Consider the following 16,653-nt stretch of genomic DNA (forward strand, 5'->3'; position numbering starts at 1 on the left):
TTTTGCATGATTTTAAGATATCATTTAAAATGAGCGAGCAGGATTACATAAACAGCGGAAACGCTGCATACATAAATTCTTTATACGAAGCCTATAAGCAAGACCCTGAATCCATTGATTACGGCTGGCAAAAGTTTTTTGAAGGGTTTGATTTCGGACTTAGCGATAACGCTACGCCCGTTACGCCTGAAACTTCTGACCATTTCCTGAAAGAGATCAATGTTTTAAACATGATAGAGGGTTACCGTGGCCGCGGACACTTGTTTGCTAAAACTAACCCGGTACGCGAGCGACGCAAATATTTTCCGGGTAAAGAATTGGAAACGTTCGGGCTTAGTGAAGCCGATATGGACACCGTGTTTAATGCAGGTGTTGAAGTAGGCCTCGGTCCGGCCACCCTACGTGACATACGGCAATTGCTTGAAGAAACCTATTGCGGTACTATTGGTGCTGAGTATCATTACATCCGCAATCCTATAAAAATAAAGTGGTTTCAGGAACGCATGGAAAAACAGCGAAATAAGCCTGATTTTACTGCGGAGCAAAAGAAACTGATGCTGAACAAGCTTAGCCAGGCCGTTTTGTTTGAAAACTTTTTAGGCACTAAATTCCTGGGACAAAAAAGGTTCTCACTTGAAGGCGCCGAGGCAATGATACCCGCGCTTGATTCTGTGATACAAAAAGGCGCGCAAATAGGAATCGAGGAATTTATTATAGGTATGGCGCACCGCGGACGCTTGAACGTGCTGGCCAATATTATGGAGAAAACCTACAAAGAAATTTTCTTTGAGTTTGAGGGTAAGAACTTTGATTCAGAATCGCCACATGGGGGCGACGTAAAATATCACCTGGGCTTCTCAACCGATGTAGCCGCGGCAAATGGTAAAAAAGTTCATTTAAGCTTGTGCCCCAACCCTTCGCATCTTGAGGCGGTTGACCCGGTAGTTGAAGGCATTACGCGTTCAAAAATAGACTTTAAATATGGCGGCGACTACACTAAGATCGCCCCTATATTAATACATGGTGATGCCTCTATAGCCGGACAAGGCATTGTGTACGAAGTATTGCAGATGGAGAAGCTTGAGGGCTATCGCACCGGTGGTACTATACACATTGTAATAAACAACCAGATAGGGTTTACTACCAACTTTAAGGACGCGCGCTCAAGTACCTACTGTACTGACGTGGCTAAAACAGTGCTGTCGCCGGTTTTCCACGTAAACGGCGACGATGTAGAAGCTTTGGCCTATGTAATTAATTTAGCTATGGAGTACCGCCAGTTATTCCATGATGATGTTTTTATAGATATACTATGCTATCGCAGGTACGGACATAACGAAGCTGACGAGCCAAAATTCACCCAGCCGGTATTATATAAGGCTATTGATGCCCACCCTAATCCGCGCGAAGTGTATTTGAAAAAACTGATTGCAGAAGGCAGCGTAACCGAAAAGTTTGCGAAGGATGCCGAAAAACAATTTCGCGACCTGTTGCAGGGCCAGTTAGATGAAGTAAAAGCACAGGACAGGTTTACAGAAACCATCCCGATGTTTGCCGGTGCCTGGTCAGGCCTTCACCTTCCGTCAGAAAAAGAATTGCTGGTACACGTTGACACCTCCATTACCGAGGCGGAACTGCTTGAAATAGGCAATAAGATAACTGACTTACCTAAGGAAAAAGAATTCTTTAAAAAGATAGAGAAGCTGTTTGAAGACCGCAAAAAAATGGTGAACGAAACCCGTGTGTTCGATTGGGCAATGGGTGAGTTGCTGGCATACGGGAGCTTGCTTAAAGAAGGCCACCCTGTACGGTTAAGCGGCGAAGATGTAAAGCGGGGCACCTTCTCGCACAGGCATGCTGTTGTTACCCTTGCCGAGTCTGAAGATGAATATATACCATTAAACAGCTTAGATACCAAGGCACCGTTTAATATTTACAATTCGCTTTTATCTGAGTATGGCGTACTGGGCTTTGAGTATGGTTATGCCCTGGCAAACCCTAACGCTTTAACGATATGGGAAGCGCAGTTTGGCGACTTCGTTAACGGCGCCCAGATTATCATTGACCAGTATATAGCCAGCGCCGAAACAAAATGGCAGCGTGGTAACGGCCTGGTGATGTTACTTCCGCATGGTTACGAGGGGCAAGGTCCGGAACACTCTTCCGCCCGTGTCGAGCGTTTTATGGAGCTTTGTGCAGATAATAATATCCAGGTGGCCAATTGTACTACACCGGCTAACTTCTTCCATATCTTACGCCGGCAGCTTAAGCGCGGTTTCAGGAAGCCATTGGTGATTTTCACACCTAAGAGTTTGTTGCGTAACCCCAAATGCGCGTCAAAGCTGGAGGACTTTACGCACGGCCGGTTTCATGAACTGATTGACGACGTAAATGCCGATCCTAAAAAGATAAAAAGGGTGTTATTGTGCACAGGTAAAGTATATTATGACCTGCTTGAAAAACAACAGGTAGAAAAACGTACTGATATAGCTATTGTGCGGGTAGAACAATTATATCCGACACCTGTTCATCAAATACTAAAGGTTAAAGCAAAATATGCCAAAGCCAAAGAGTTTATATGGGTACAGGAAGAGCCTGAGAACATGGGTGCATGGCCTTATATTTGCCGCAAGTTCCATAATGATAAAGTAGTAAAGCTGGATATTATTTCGCGTATTGAAGGCAGCAGCACAGCTACCGGTTACGCTAAGCAACATGCGGCGCAGCAACTGTACATTATTAATAAAGCTTTTGAAACACAGGGAAGCAAAACGGTAAAAGAAACCATTAACAAAACAACAAAAAAGATGGCCGAAACTGGCGCTGATTAAGTTTAGCAGGTTGCCTGTTGCAAATTGCAGGATATTTCCGGCAGCCTAACCGCGCACTTGCAGCACAGCACTAATCAGATAAATAGTTAAGTTATAAACTGTAAGCTATTGCATGTAACTTACAATACACAACATATAACACATCATATGAGTTTAGAAATAAAAGTTCCGCCGGTAGGCGAATCGATAACAGAAGTTACCTTAGCCAGTTGGACAAAAAAAGACGGCGACCAGGTGGCTATGGACGAAGTGATAGCCGAGTTAGAGTCAGATAAAGCAACATTTGAGCTTACAGCACAGCAAGCCGGAACTTTAAAAACTATAGCCAAAGAGGGCGATACACTTGCCATAGGTGCCGTAGTAGCAAGCATTGAAGAAGGCGAGGGAAACGGGCAACAGGCACAAAAGGATAGCGCCCCCGCCCCTGTACCTGCCAAAGAGGAGGCCAAAGCTGACGAGTCAGCCCCGGCCGAGGCTAAAGCTGAGCCGGCTCCAGCTGCTGCAAGCGGCGAAGCGGCTGAAGTAAAGGTTCCACCGGTGGGCGAGTCAATAACCGAGGTTACCCTGGCTAACTGGGTAAAAAAGGATGGCGACCAGGTTGCCATGGACGAGGTGATAGCCGAACTGGATTCAGATAAGGCAACGTTTGAACTTACAGCACCGCAGGCCGGCGTTTTAAAAACGCAGGCTAAGGAAGGTGATACATTACCTATAGGCGGCGTAGTGGCTACTATATCCGGCGGCAGCGCACCGGCAGCAGAAAAAGCCCCGGCACAAGATAGCGCTCCTGCATCAGCTACTGCTCAGGAATCATCCAAAGATAAAACCTATGCATCAGGCGTACCTTCACCCGCTGCTGCTAAAATATTAAATGAAAAGGGTGTTGACCCGCAAAGTGTAAGCGGCACTGGTGTGGATGGCCGGATTACCAAAGGCGACGCGTTAAACGCGCAAAAAACCGCTGCCCCCGAGGCAAGCAAAACTGAAACCGCACCCGCAGCTAAACCAAGTGCTGCTCCCGCATCAGCTACGCCAACAGGCGAACGGGGCGAACGTCGTGAAAAGATGTCGTCGTTGCGTAAAACGGTAGCCAAACGCCTGGTTGCGGTAAAAAATGAAACTGCCATGCTTACCACCTTTAACGAGGTGGATATGTCTCCTATCATGGAATTACGTGGCAAATACAAAGATAAGTTTAAAGAAAAACATGGTGTAGGTTTAGGTTTCATGTCATTCTTTACCAAAGCAGTTACCGAAGCGTTAAAAGAGTGGCCTGCCGTGGGCGCCCGTATAGACGGTGAAGAAGTGGTATACAGCAATTATGCGGATATCTCAATAGCAGTATCGGCCCCTAAAGGCTTAGTGGTACCGGTTATTCGCAATGCCGATAAGATGAGCCTTGCTGAAATTGAAAAAGAGGTTGTAGTACTTGCCGGAAAAGCCCGCGACAATAAGTTAAGTATTGAGGAAATGAGCGGCGGCACATTTACCATTACCAACGGTGGTGTATTTGGGTCGATGATGTCAACACCTATTATCAATGCGCCGCAATCGGCCATATTGGGCATGCACAATATCGTTGAGCGCCCGGTAGCAGTAAACGGACAAGTGGTTATCCGCCCGATGATGTATGTGGCGTTATCATACGATCACCGTATTATTGATGGCCGTGAGTCGGTTAGCTTCCTGGTACGCGTAAAGCAATTGCTTGAAGATCCGGCAAGGTTGCTGTTAAGTGTATAATCCTCATTAAAAATATATGACAAGCCCGGGATAGCCCGGGCTTTTTTATTAATCAGGATTTTGTACTAGAAGTCTTTCAATGTGGGAGTTAAATAGCATTTTGGCATAAAGTCCCATGAACTAGTTATCTGTTTCATTCCTATAATAGAGTCGAGTGACAAATAACCTGTTACAACAGACTTTCGCAACGCAGTTTTATCATTTTTTCTCGCGTTGCAACTTGTGAGCTTTAAAATAGAACATAAAGTGTACATGTAAAATATTATATAGTGTTTTCAGAAATTTCATACCGATAATATACCGCTGTGCCAGTCGTTTAATTATAAAACCATGACATCCCGTACAGCATAGGTTTCGTATATTTATACTGAAAAACATTAAACCATGGCTACCATCGACAGCATACAAAAAGCATATATTGATTACGTACTTACTACAGATGAACAACCTAAGTCGGTTTATATCTTTGCTAAAAAAAATAAAATGGCTGAAGATGAATTTTATCGCTACTTCGGTTCGTTTAATGCTGTTGAGCAAAATATATGGGCTGATTTTGCTAAAAAAACCATTTTTGAGATAAAGTCCCAGGAGGTATGGGTGCAGTATTCGGCACGAGAAAAGGCACTGTCCTTCTTCTACGCCTTCTTTGAATTGATAAAAGCTAACCGCAGTTTTGTAGTTTACTCGGTAAAAAAGCAGCCACGTACTTTAAGTGTGCCGGCTATATTTGAACCTTTAAAAGACATTTTTGAAGATTTTGCAGACGAAATTTTGAAAGAAGGACTGGAAACCGGCGAACTGTCTGACCGTAAATTTTTTGCAAAACGTTATAAAGACGCGCTTTGGCTGCAATTTGGCTTTCTGCTGAACTTTTGGATAAAAGATAATTCTGCCGGCTTTGAGCAAACCGACGAAGCTATTGAAAAAGGCGTTAATGTAACATTCGACCTTTTTCAGCGCAGTCCGATAGACAACCTAATTGACTATGGGAAATTTCTGTATAAAAGCGGAAGTTTAAAGGAAAAGATGGGCTTTTAATTACTGCCCCGGCGTTAATTTTCGACGCACCCCGGTTGAGATTTACCATGCCTGTGTTGCAGCAAGCGATTGGTTTTTTTACAGCACTTATATCATCATGAGCGACACGCCCAAAGAACAAAACAGCATACCTACCAGCAAAGTACAACGTTCCACAAAATTTGTAACTACCGGTATTAAAATAGGCGGTAATTATATCAAGCATTACTCAAAAAAACTCTTTAATCCGGATTTGGATAAAACCGAGTTGAATGAGGATAATGCGGCAGATATTTATCAATCACTAAGTGAGCTTAAAGGCAGCGCGTTAAAGGTGGCGCAAATGCTCAGCATGGATAAGAACCTGCTTCCACAGGCTTACGTGGATAAATTTTCGCAATCGCAATATAACGCACCGCCTTTGTCCGGACCGCTTATTGTACAAACCTTTAAAAAGCATTTTGGCAAAACGCCCGACAAAATATATGATAAGTTCAATTTACGGAGTACCAATGCCGCCTCAATAGGCCAGGTGCATGAGGCAGAACTTAATGGAAAAAAACTGGCTGTTAAAATTCAATATCCCGGCGTGGGCGACTCCATTTCGTCCGACTTGAAGCTGGTTAAGCCGTTTGCCTTCCGCCTGTTAGGCATGAGCGAGAAGGAATTGGATGTTTACATGCGGGAAGTAGAAGAACGGCTGGTAGAAGAAACCGACTACGAATTGGAGGTGCGGCGGTCTATCGAATTTTCAAAGGCTTGCTCGATATTAGATAATGTGGTTTTTCCGGGGTATTACCCTGAACTTTCAAGCAAACGCATTATAACTATGGACTGGCTTGAGGGCAAGCACCTGCGCGAGTTTTTAAACACCAATCCTACGCAGGAACTGCGTGATACTATTGGCCAGGCACTTTGGGATTTTTATAACTACCAGCAACACGAAATGCGGGCCGTACACGCTGACCCTCATCCCGGCAATTTTATGATTACACCTGACGGTAAGCTCGGTGTGATAGACTTTGGTTGCATAAAAGAGATGCCGGAAGATTTTTATACGCCGTTTTTCTCCCTTACCTCAACCAGCCTGCTTGATAACAAGGAGGAAATTATTAAAGCTTTCCGTCAACTGGACATGATACATGCTAACGATAGCGCCGCGCAAGTTGAATTTTATTATAACATTTATAAAGAAATGATAGGCTTATTTGCTATGCCTTACAGTACCAACTCGTTTGATTTTGGCCGTACCGAGTTTTTTGACGAACTGTACCGATATGGCGAAAAGATAGCTAAGATGCCAGAATTTAAGCAAGCCCGTGGTGTAAAGCACTTTATATATGTAAACCGTACCAATTTTGGTTTATATAACATACTGCACGAGTTAAAAGCCCGGGTAAAAACCGATACGTATAAACCGCATGTGGTATTGGCTTATTAAAACCTATTTATAAATTTGCTGCCTGGCGGGATTATGCCCGCGACAGATACTAAAGAAAATCATCATGCTATTAAAAAACACTTTTACTCATCACGTACATTTTTGGCTTAAAAACCGTGGCGACAGGGAACTGCTAATAGAGGAATTGCATAAGCTTTCATCGATTAAAGAGGTTCGTGACTATCACGTTGGCGTACCGGCCGAAACTTTTCGTGATGTTGTCGACCGTACATACGATGTATCACTGCTGATATTATTTGACACTCCTGAAGATCAGGAAATATACCAGGACCATCCTGATCATCATGCGTTTGTTGAAAAATGCAAATCGCTTTGGGAGAAAGTAGTAGTTCAGGATAGCGTAAACGCATAGTTAATTTACCGACAGTTTTCGTAAGAAAAGTCATTGCGGGGCACAAAGCAATCTCTGAACTGTTTGCTAGCTAATAGCATATCCGGAAATTCTTTCCATGGTCCGCAATGACGTGTTTTAAAAATCACCGGTCTTAAGCCACCGGCACCCATATATTTACCGTGGTGCCCTTTCCCGGAGCCGAGTCGTAGTCAATATTACCCTTTAAGTACTCTATACGCGTAATAATATTTTTTAAGCCTATTCCGGTAAAATTTCCAATCTGGCCGGTGTCAAAACCTTTACCATTGTCGGCAATACAAGCCGTTATTCCGTCTTTATCACGATTGAGCAAAATATCCAACCGGGTAGCGCCGGCATGTTTTATAACGTTACTTACCGTCTCTTGAATTACCCGGTAAAGCATCGTCTCAGCGTTACTCTCCAACCTATCTTTAAATCCGTTGGCTTCAAGCGTAACTTTCAGCGAGTCGCCGTCTATTTTTTCAATAAAGCTTTTCAAATCAGAAGCTATTCCTGAGCGCAGCAGCATATTAGGCATCATCCGGTGTGATATTATGCGCACCTCCTTGCAACTTTCATCTACAAGCGCCAGGGTATTTTCTGCTAAAAAGCGGTCTTCTTCACGCTCAAGGGTAATGCGGTCAAATAATCCGTTCATGTTTAATTTTACCGCTGAAAATAATTGACCCACGCCGTCGTGTAAGTCGCTGGCTATTCGTTTACGCTCCTTCTCTTCAGCATCAATTACCGCTTTTGTAAGTATGTCCTGCTGCTCTATCAGTTTTTGCTGCATCAGCGCCTTTTGTTGTAGCTGTTTACGGTTATACACCATTCCGCCAAATACCGCCGTTATTAAAAATGCACCTGCAATAATACCTGTAGTGGTTTTTTGCTTTGAAAGTGATAGCTTTTGTATGGTATTTTCTTTATTGAGCAGATTTATCTGCGCTTCTTTCTTTTCGGTTTCATATTTAGTAGTCGCCTCTGCCAGTTTATCATAGTTGATCTTCTTGTTTAGCGAGTCCTTGGCTATCTCATACTTTTCATGATATTCGAGACCTTTTTGTGCATTACCGGTAAGTTTATAATATTCATACAAAGCTTGGTACGACTCCATAATATGCTGGTCGTAATGCTCGGCAATTGAAGCCTTCAGGCCTTTTTCAAGATAAAGCCGTGCTTTAGGGTACTGATGAGTGTACAGATAAGCGTTACCTATGCCCTTGTACAAGGCGCCTTGTTCGCGCTTAAAGCCTATCTTCATGAAAATCTTTTCTGCCTGATGCAGGTATTTTAAAGTATTTGCATAGTCTTCTTCATGCAGGTAAGTAATGCCTAATTCTTTAAACACTAAGCCGGTGTTAACTTCATGTTTTAATGCTATAAATTTGTTAAGAGCCATGGTCAGGTACTTTACCGCCAAATTCATCTTGGTTTTATCTTCTCTGTCGGTATCAAATAACCGCATGTTGCGGTATGTAAGGCCCATGCCCGCCAGGCTTTGCGCAGCCTTCACCTCATCCTTAATAATTACCCGCAATTCATATGCTTTTTTATATGCAGCCAAAGCTTTGTCAAACTGATCCATATGATTAAAGTTGTTTGCCAGCATAGTCCAGCTGTTTGAGCTTCCGTCAAGATCATGTATCTTCTCAAAAATATCAGCCGCTTTCTGAAAGTATGTAATCGACTCGCTGTATTTGCCCTGGTTACGTATAATCACCGCCATATCGATGTATCCCTGCGCCATGCCTTTCCAATATTTGGCTTTTTTACTCATGGCAATACCTGTTTTGTAGTTGGCAATAGCCGAATCAGGCACAATTTTAGCCCAGTATGCATCTGCTCGATGAAGATATGCTTCTGCGGCTCCCCGGTAATAGCCGGCTTTTAAAGCAAGTGATATAGCATCCGTGGCATTTTGTATACACCGGTCAAATTCCGTCTCCCACATGGTATACGCCATTTTATTTAACAGATTTACTTTTTGCGTGTCTGACTTTGCAGCTGCTAGGAGTTTTTTCAAGCTGTCAACCCTCGGGCTTTTGCTTTGCCCCAGCGCCAGGCATGGCAATAAGGATAAATAAATGAATATGGTCTTCATGTAATAAGTGTGTTGTAATAAGTGAGCCGGTCAGCTACCGGAGACAATATTGATCCATTGTCATCCTGCTATAAAGTTGGTTAAAACCCTATATTAAATAAATACCGTCCAAAGGGTATTTTACAGCCGTTTTAGGCCTATTTACCTGCATATTATATAGTATTATATAAAATACTACATATGTGGTATTGCCTAAAGGGCCTTTAAGTTGTTGCTTAGCGTTGTTAAATAACATAAACTTAATCAACAATTAAATCCTTAAAACAATGAAAAAAATCTTTACCCTGGCTATTGTATCGCTTGCGGCCTTACTGTCATCAAATGCTTATGCGCAGGATGTTAAAAAATTTACAATAGGTATCGGCCTTGAAGGTGCTTTGCCCGTAGGCGGATTAAAAAATGCTTACTCGGTAGGTGCTGGTGCTACGGTACGTGCTGCCTTTGGCGTTACAGATAATAGCGCAGTTACCTTAACGTCAGGTGCCATAGCATTTATACCAAAAGATCTTTCTATCGGCGGGCAAAACGTAGATCTTAAAGCGCAGATCAATATCCCGGTAAAAGCCGGCTATAAGTACTTTTTTAGCGATAACTTCTACGGAATTGGCGAAGCCGGTATGTCTTTTATAAAAACATATGTGCCCAACGGGGCCGGTGGTACTACTTCCGTGTCGGGTTCTGAATTCACCTACGCACCTGGTGTGGGGGCGCAATTTGGCGGCTTTGATGCCAGCCTGCGTTACGAAGGGTATAGCGGCGCCGGGTTTTTAGGCCTGCGCTTAGGCTTCAACTTCTAAAAGGGTATAAACAGGTCAGGTTAATCCTACCCGGATGGCCTGACCTATTAAAAGAATAGTTACATTTATAGACTGCTTTACCTAACACAATTAAAAAAAATGAGCATAAGGGTAGCCATTGTTGACGACAAGCGTTTGCTGCGCCATGCACTTAACGACCAGTTAGCTTATTACAACGAATTAAACGTGATTTTCCAGGCCGGCAACGGGGAGGAATTTTTGCAAAAGATGAAAGCGCTTACAGCCGATGAACGTCCGCAGGTGGTACTGATGGATGTTGAGATGCCTGAAATGGATGGCATTGAGGCGGTTACTATAGCTAAAGATGTTTATCCCGACGTGCAGTTTTTAATGCTTACAGTATTTGATGACGACGACAAGCTTTTTGAGGCTATAAAGGCCGGAGCTACCGGATACCTTTTAAAAGACGAAAAAGTATCAAACATTGTAAAGGCTATCGCCGAGATTGTGCACGAGGGAGGGGTACCCATGTCGCCGCGTATAGCGCGTAAAGCTTTAGGCCTTCTTAAAAACTCACCTGCCACGGCTACCGACGGGCCTTATGAACCAGAAAGAGATGATTACGTTCTTTCGTCGCGCGAGATGGAGATATTAAACCGTATTGTAGACGGATTGAATTACCAGGAGATAGGTGAGCGTTTATTCATAAGTCCGCACACTGTGCGCAAACACATTGCCAATATTTACGATAAGCTCCATGTTTCAAATAAAGCATCGGCTATTAAGATAGCTATTCGTAAAAAGTGGTTTAGTTAAATCTTCACATCTTCCAGCCCGTACTGTTTTAAAACATCCGCAGGTACTCCCGTCCATTGGTTAGGTGTGTTACCTGCATAGCGCAAATCGGCTAACATACCCATTTCCGAAGTAAAAAATCCTGTAGCGGTTAAATCACGCATACGATTAAAAAATGATACGCCTTGCTGCATATCCGGCTTAGCTGTACGCGGATAGGCAATACGGTCTATCATTTCCAGCTGCTGCTTTTGCGTACATGCGGTAAATACAGCGTTGTACCGGGTAAGGCATTGCATATCCAGCCAGCGTAATCCCCCGCGTATAGGCAATTGATGTTCGGTGATATCCTTTACTATAAATTCAATAAACTCCGGCACCTTAGCATCCGTAGCGCTTCCTGATACGTCATCTTTGGGTATAATAATATCAACTAATACAGTAATGGTTGCCATTTCAGCAGGGGTAAAAAAACGTTCACCCTGCAGGGCTTTGTCACGCTCTTCCTCCCACGATTGCCTGCCGGGATCTGCAGCCGCAGGTATTTCCTGCGGTGGTGCTTTTACCGTCTGCTTTTTTTCTTTAGGCTTGCAGCCTCCCAGCAGAAGCCCGGTAGAAAGGGTGCCTAAACCTATAGCCTTAAGTGAGTCGCGCCTGTTCATAGCAAATCGAGTTTAAACATTTAGTTTTTTCCGTTGTTCCAAAATATATTCCGAAGTACGCATGGATAGCGCAAGTATGGTCCATGTAGCGTTTTTATCCCCTTGCTGCACAAAGGGCGCTGCATCAACAACAAACAAATTTTTACACTCGTGCGCCTGGCACCACCTGTTCAACGCCGACTTTTTAGGATTATCACCCATGCGCACCGTACCAACCTCGTGTATAATTTTGCCGGGCGCTTCAAGCCCGTAGCCTGTATCGGCACCTTTGTAGGTTACGCCTAAAGCGCCCATATTATGCATTATCTCTTTAAAAGTTTCCTGCATGTGCCGCGCCTGCTTGTACTCTTCGGGAGCCCATTTATAGTTAAACCGAAGTACGGGTATACCGTATTTATCTACTACATCAGGGTCTATCTCACAATAGTTGTCTTCACGTGCGATAGCGGTGCCGCGCCCTGCCATCCATAGTTGTGTGCCGAAAAAGCGCCTGTAATCATCCTTCAGCGATGCGCCGTAACCGCCGGCTTCTTTCATTTTACCATCCCTGCCCGGCACCAGCCCGTTCATATTATGCATGCCGGCCCCAAAACCGTAGCCCGGCATTTTAAAGCCACCGTTATATTCAATGTGATATCCCCGCGGAAAATCAAGCTTTTTATGATTAAGCCACCATGGCGAGTAAATGTGTACACTCCCTACCCCATCCTCGTTAAATCTTTTCCGGTCCATCAATTGCGGCAAGAAACCTGATACGCTTGACCCGGTTGAATCATGCAGATATTTACCTATCACACCGCTGCCATTAGCCAGGCCCCCGGGATGCGCAGCCGACTTTGAATTGAGCAATATACGGGCAGACTCGCAGGCGCTTGCACCCAAAATCACCGTTTTAGCATTTACCTGGTACTCAAGCATATCATCTTTATTAACGTATGATACGCCGGTTGCAAGGCCATTACTATCAGTAATTACTTCGCGTACCATAGCGTTTGATATCACCTGCAGGTTACCGGTTTTCAGCGCCGGGATAACAAGGCAAGACGAGGATGAAAAGTCGGCATAAACTTTACAGCTACGATTACATTGGCCGCAAAAGAAACAAGCCCCGCGGTCTTTATTGCCGGGGAGCGGCTCGGTAAGTACCGATCCGCGGTTAGGTATAACAGGCACACCGGCTTTTGCTGCGCCTTTTTTTATAAAGATATCGGTTAGGCGGGGTTTAGGTGGTTTTAAAAAAATGCCATCGGGTTCATTCTCAATATTTTCCACAGTTCCGAAAATCCCTATAAGCCGGTCAACCTTATCATAAAAGGGCTTAATTTCGTCATATGTAAACGGCCACGGTTCGGTCAGGCCGTCCTTAGGTTTAAAATCAAGGGGACCCATGCGCAGTGATATTCGCCCCCAGTGGTTGGTGCGACCACCCAGCATACGCGAGCGAAACCATTGAAAATCGGTACCAGGCTTATTAGTATACGGTTCGCCCTCTAATTGCCATCCCCCAAAGGCGGCGTCAAAATCACCAAAAGGCCGGGTAGTGCCCGCATTACGCCGGGGTGATTGCCAGGAAAACTTTAACTGATCAGAATTTTTAACCGGGTCATAAAAAGGCCCGGCCTCAAGCATAAGCACTTTTAAACCTGCATTAGCAAGCACATAGCCAGCCATGCCACCCCCGGCGCCCGAACCCACTATCACCGCATCATATACAAGGGTGGATTTTTTAATTTGAAAATCATTCACAGCGTTTCTGTTTAATCCCGGCTACAACAGGGCGAGCCGTTATAACTGTTTTATTTTGATATTCCGGAACGCCACAATATTGCCATGATCTTGCAGGCAAATATGTCCTTTTTTGTAAGTGCCATATGCGGGCATTTCTTTAAACTTGCTGTTGGTAACTAACGTTTTCCATTCATCGCCCCACATTTGCACATCAGCAGTTTGTATCCCATTAAGCCAAAATGTAAGTTTTCCATCTTTTTTTCTAATCACGGCCGTATTCCATTGGTTAGCTGGTTTAGCCGCGGTACGTGGCGCAGCAATTAAGTCATATAAAGAGCCGGCAACGTGTGTATCTATCTTATTGTCACCTGCCTTTTCGTTGTCAAGCACCTGCATTTCAACCCCTGTTAAAAAAGACCATTGGTACTTTGGATCTTCGTTAACACCAAATATTATACCGCTGTTACCACCCTCTTCAATCTTCCAATCCAGCGCCAGTTCATAGTTTTCGTATTCCTTATCAGTGGTAATGTCACCCCTGCCTGTCGCGGCTGGGTTAAACTGCAGTTCGCCGTTAGCAGCCGTCCAACCGTTACCAAGTTCCGCCTTGTTGTAGGTGTGCCAGCCTTGCGTGGTTTTGCCGTCAAAAAGTAACACCCATCCCTCCTTTTTTTCTTTAGCAGTTAATGTGTTGGGGGTTTGTGCCGAGAGCATTTGACAAGTAAGAGTTAAGGCAATAACGCCCGATAGTATTTTTTTCATAATATGTATTAAATGATACTTAAGCTAAACTTAGGTAACGGTAAATATATTGCTTTTTTAAATAGATGATATATTAATGGCAGGTACATGTGTAAAAAAGTAGATACGCACGCCCAACAGGACACAGCTTAGACGCTTGTGTGTTTTTTTTCCTATCTTGCAGCATTCCATCGTATATACAGATCAGATATAGTGACATTTAAGGATTTTAATTTCGACGAGCAACTGTTAGAAGGCGTGTTAAGCATGGGTTACACCAAACCCACTCCTATACAGGAAATGGCCATCCCGGTAATTATGGGCGGCGACGACCTTATAGCCTGCGCCCAGACCGGCACCGGCAAAACAGGCGCTTTTTTGTTGCCTGTGCTTGATGAAATAGCCAAAGAACATACACACCAAACCACCGTACTTATATTAACTCCCACGCGTGAACTGGCGCAGCAAATTGATCAGCAGGTTGAAGGATTGGCATACTTTACCGGCATTAGTTCATTAGCAGTATTTGGCGGTGGCGATGGCATAGTATATGAACAGCAGCGCCGGGGTATTCAAAATAATGTGAACATCATAATAGCCACACCCGGCAGGCTCCTCGCGCATATCACATCGGGCGTGCTGAAGTTTAACCACATTAAGCACCTTATTTTAGATGAAGCTGACCGTATGCTGGATATGGGCTTTTACGACGACATAATGCGGATTATCAGCCATCTGCCGAAAAAAAGGCAGACGCTATTATTTTCGGCCACCATGCCGCCGCGCATACGTAATATGGCCAAAACGGTGATGCATAATCCCCAGCAAATTAACATCGCTATTTCGCAGCCGGCAGTGGGCATTGATCAGCAAATATATCTTGTAGCAGACCAGCAAAAAACACCGCTGGTAAAGCACCTGTTAAAAAACGGCAATTACACCAGCATCATTATATTTTCATCCACAAAAGAAAAAGTAAAGTCAGTATTCCGCGAACTTAAATCGGCAAGATTCAACATCAGTGCGTTTCACTCTGATTTAGAGCAAAACGAGCGTGAAGAGATACTGCGTAACTTTAAAAACAAGAGTCTGCAAATTATTATTGGTACTGATGCCCTCTCGCGCGGTATAGACGTAGAAGGCATTGACCTTGTACTAAATTATGACGTGCCTCCTGACCCTGAAGATTATATTCACCGCATTGGACGCACAGCACGTGCGGCAACTACAGGCACCGCAATAACACTGGTGAACGAGCGCGACCAGCGCCGTTTTAAAAGCATTGAAGATTTAATAGACAGGCAAATAGATAGAAAACCCCTGCCCGAAGAGGTTGGCGAGGCGCCTGTTTTTAAACCGGTTGGCTCAGGCGATGCAAACCAACGCAACAAAAGAAGATTTAATAACAACAAAAAGCGTAAGCCTGGTAACCGGCCGAATAATTCAGCTAATAACCCTCCTAAATCCTGATGAAAATCTTAGTAGGCGTTTTATCCGTGTACGTATTCTTCTGGTGCGCAGCAGAATCCGCCCTGGCTCAAAATAAAAAATCTACCAGCGGCAATCCAATACTTGACGGCTGGTACGCAGACCCTGAGGCGGTTATTTTTGACAAGACCTACTGGATATATCCAACTTATTCTGACACATATGAAAAACAGGTTCATTTGGATGCGTTTTCTTCCACCGACCTGGTACATTGGAAAAAGCATAGCCGGATAGTAGATACATCATCCGTAAAGTGGGTTAAGCGGGCCTTATGGGCACCTGCCATTATCAAAAAGGACGGTAAATATTTTCTCTTCTTTGGCGCTAACGACATCCAGAACGACAATGAATACGGCGGCATAGGTATTGCTGTCGCAGACAACCCGGCGGGCCCGTTCAAAGACTATCTGGGTAAGCCGCTGATAGATAAAATACATAACAAAGCCCAACCCATTGATCAATTTATTTTTAACGATAACGGTAAATATTACATCATTTACGGTGGCTGGGGCCAGTGCAATATTGCACAACTTAATGATACATTTACAGGGTTTATTCCATTTGAAAACGGTGAGACATTCAGGCGAATTACCCCCGAAGGCTATGTGGAAGGGCCCGTAATGTTTAAACGTAACGGCAAATATTATTTTATGTGGTCTGAAGGGGGCTGGACCGGACCTGATTACCGGGTTGCTTACGCTATTGGCAACTCGCCGACCGGACAGTTTAAACGCATTAACACGATATTAAAACAAGATGCCGCCATAGCTACCGGCGCGGGTCATCACTCGGTGATACAAATACCCGGTACTGATGAGTGGTACATTATATACCATCGGCGGCCGCTAACCGAAACAAATGGAAATCATCGTGCAACTTGTATTGATAAAATGCAGTTTGATGCCGACGGTTATATTCAACCCGTTAAAATCACCAACGAAGGCGTTAAGCCCAGAGTATTAAAATAAA

At 44.1% G+C, this 16,653-nt stretch carries 13 protein-coding genes; 9 read left to right on the forward strand and 4 right to left on the reverse strand.

Annotated elements, in window-relative coordinates; genetic code table 11:
- Window positions 1-29 precede the first annotated feature (29 nt).
- The 5 genes from DJ568_RS07215 (at window position 30) to DJ568_RS07235 (ending at window position 7,405) form a co-directional block, all read left to right on the forward strand.
- A complete protein-coding gene (locus DJ568_RS07215; RefSeq protein WP_114004584.1) occupies window positions 30-2,831 on the forward strand; it encodes a 2-oxoglutarate dehydrogenase E1 component in 2,802 nt (933 codons plus the stop codon).
- Window positions 2,832-2,978: 147 nt separating this feature from the next.
- A complete protein-coding gene (odhB, locus tag DJ568_RS07220; RefSeq protein WP_114004585.1) occupies window positions 2,979-4,574 on the forward strand; it encodes a 2-oxoglutarate dehydrogenase complex dihydrolipoyllysine-residue succinyltransferase in 1,596 nt (531 codons plus the stop codon).
- A gap of 384 nt (window positions 4,575-4,958) precedes the next feature.
- Window positions 4,959-5,612, forward strand: a complete 654-nt coding sequence (locus DJ568_RS07225; RefSeq protein ID WP_114004586.1) for a TetR family transcriptional regulator C-terminal domain-containing protein — start codon at window positions 4,959-4,961, stop codon at window positions 5,610-5,612.
- A 97-nt stretch (window positions 5,613-5,709) separates the two neighbouring features.
- Window positions 5,710-7,032, forward strand: a complete 1,323-nt coding sequence (locus DJ568_RS07230; RefSeq protein ID WP_114004587.1) for an ABC1 kinase family protein — start codon at window positions 5,710-5,712, stop codon at window positions 7,030-7,032.
- Window positions 7,033-7,096: 64 nt separating this feature from the next.
- The gene (locus tag DJ568_RS07235; protein WP_114004588.1) at window positions 7,097-7,405 is read left to right on the forward strand and encodes a Dabb family protein; all 309 of its coding nucleotides are present in this window, start codon (window positions 7,097-7,099) and stop codon (window positions 7,403-7,405) included.
- Window positions 7,406-7,538: 133 nt separating this feature from the next.
- Here DJ568_RS07235 and DJ568_RS07240 read toward each other — a convergent pair whose 3' ends face one another.
- The gene (locus DJ568_RS07240; protein ID WP_114004589.1) at window positions 7,539-9,512 is read right to left on the reverse strand and encodes an ATP-binding protein; all 1,974 of its coding nucleotides are present in this window, start codon (window positions 9,510-9,512) and stop codon (window positions 7,539-7,541) included.
- 266 nt (window positions 9,513-9,778) lie between these two features.
- On the opposite strand from DJ568_RS07240, the gene DJ568_RS07245 reads away from it, so the two are divergent.
- Together DJ568_RS07245 and DJ568_RS07250 are read left to right on the forward strand one after the other, a co-directional pair.
- Complete coding sequence (locus tag DJ568_RS07245) at window positions 9,779-10,309, forward strand: outer membrane beta-barrel protein (RefSeq protein ID WP_114004590.1); 531 nt, start codon at window positions 9,779-9,781, stop codon at window positions 10,307-10,309.
- Between the two features lie 99 nt (window positions 10,310-10,408).
- A complete protein-coding gene (locus tag DJ568_RS07250; RefSeq protein ID WP_114004591.1) occupies window positions 10,409-11,086 on the forward strand; it encodes a response regulator transcription factor in 678 nt (225 codons plus the stop codon).
- Here DJ568_RS07250 and DJ568_RS07255 read toward each other — a convergent pair.
- Genes DJ568_RS07255 through DJ568_RS07265 form a run of 3 tightly spaced genes read right to left on the reverse strand, consistent with a single transcriptional unit; the run spans window position 11,083 to window position 14,217 of the window.
- Window positions 11,083-11,727 (reverse strand): gluconate 2-dehydrogenase subunit 3 family protein, encoded by a 645-nt coding sequence (locus tag DJ568_RS07255; RefSeq protein ID WP_114004592.1) that lies wholly within the window; start codon window positions 11,725-11,727, stop codon window positions 11,083-11,085. The two genes, DJ568_RS07250 and DJ568_RS07255, sit on opposite strands and share 4 nt — an antisense overlap.
- 12 nt (window positions 11,728-11,739) lie before the next feature.
- On the reverse strand, window positions 11,740-13,473 hold the full coding sequence (locus tag DJ568_RS07260) for a GMC oxidoreductase (protein ID WP_199560912.1): 1,734 nt from the start codon (window positions 13,471-13,473) through the stop codon (window positions 11,740-11,742).
- Window positions 13,474-13,512: 39 nt separating this feature from the next.
- A complete protein-coding gene (locus DJ568_RS07265; protein WP_114004593.1) occupies window positions 13,513-14,217 on the reverse strand; it encodes a 3-keto-disaccharide hydrolase in 705 nt (234 codons plus the stop codon).
- 192 nt (window positions 14,218-14,409) lie between these two features.
- Here DJ568_RS07265 and DJ568_RS07270 point away from each other — a divergent pair, with 192 nt between their 5' ends.
- Both DJ568_RS07270 and DJ568_RS07275 read left to right on the forward strand, forming a co-directional pair.
- On the forward strand, window positions 14,410-15,666 hold the full coding sequence (locus DJ568_RS07270) for a DEAD/DEAH box helicase (protein ID WP_199560913.1): 1,257 nt from the start codon (window positions 14,410-14,412) through the stop codon (window positions 15,664-15,666).
- Complete coding sequence (locus DJ568_RS07275; RefSeq protein ID WP_114004594.1) at window positions 15,666-16,652, forward strand: glycoside hydrolase family 43 protein; 987 nt, start codon at window positions 15,666-15,668, stop codon at window positions 16,650-16,652. Before DJ568_RS07270 ends, DJ568_RS07275 begins: the two co-directional genes overlap by 1 nt.
- The last annotated feature ends 1 nt before the right edge of the window (window position 16,653 follow it).

Source organism: Mucilaginibacter hurinus, assembly GCF_003324525.1.
In the GTDB taxonomy this organism is placed as follows: domain Bacteria; phylum Bacteroidota; class Bacteroidia; order Sphingobacteriales; family Sphingobacteriaceae; genus Mucilaginibacter; species Mucilaginibacter hurinus.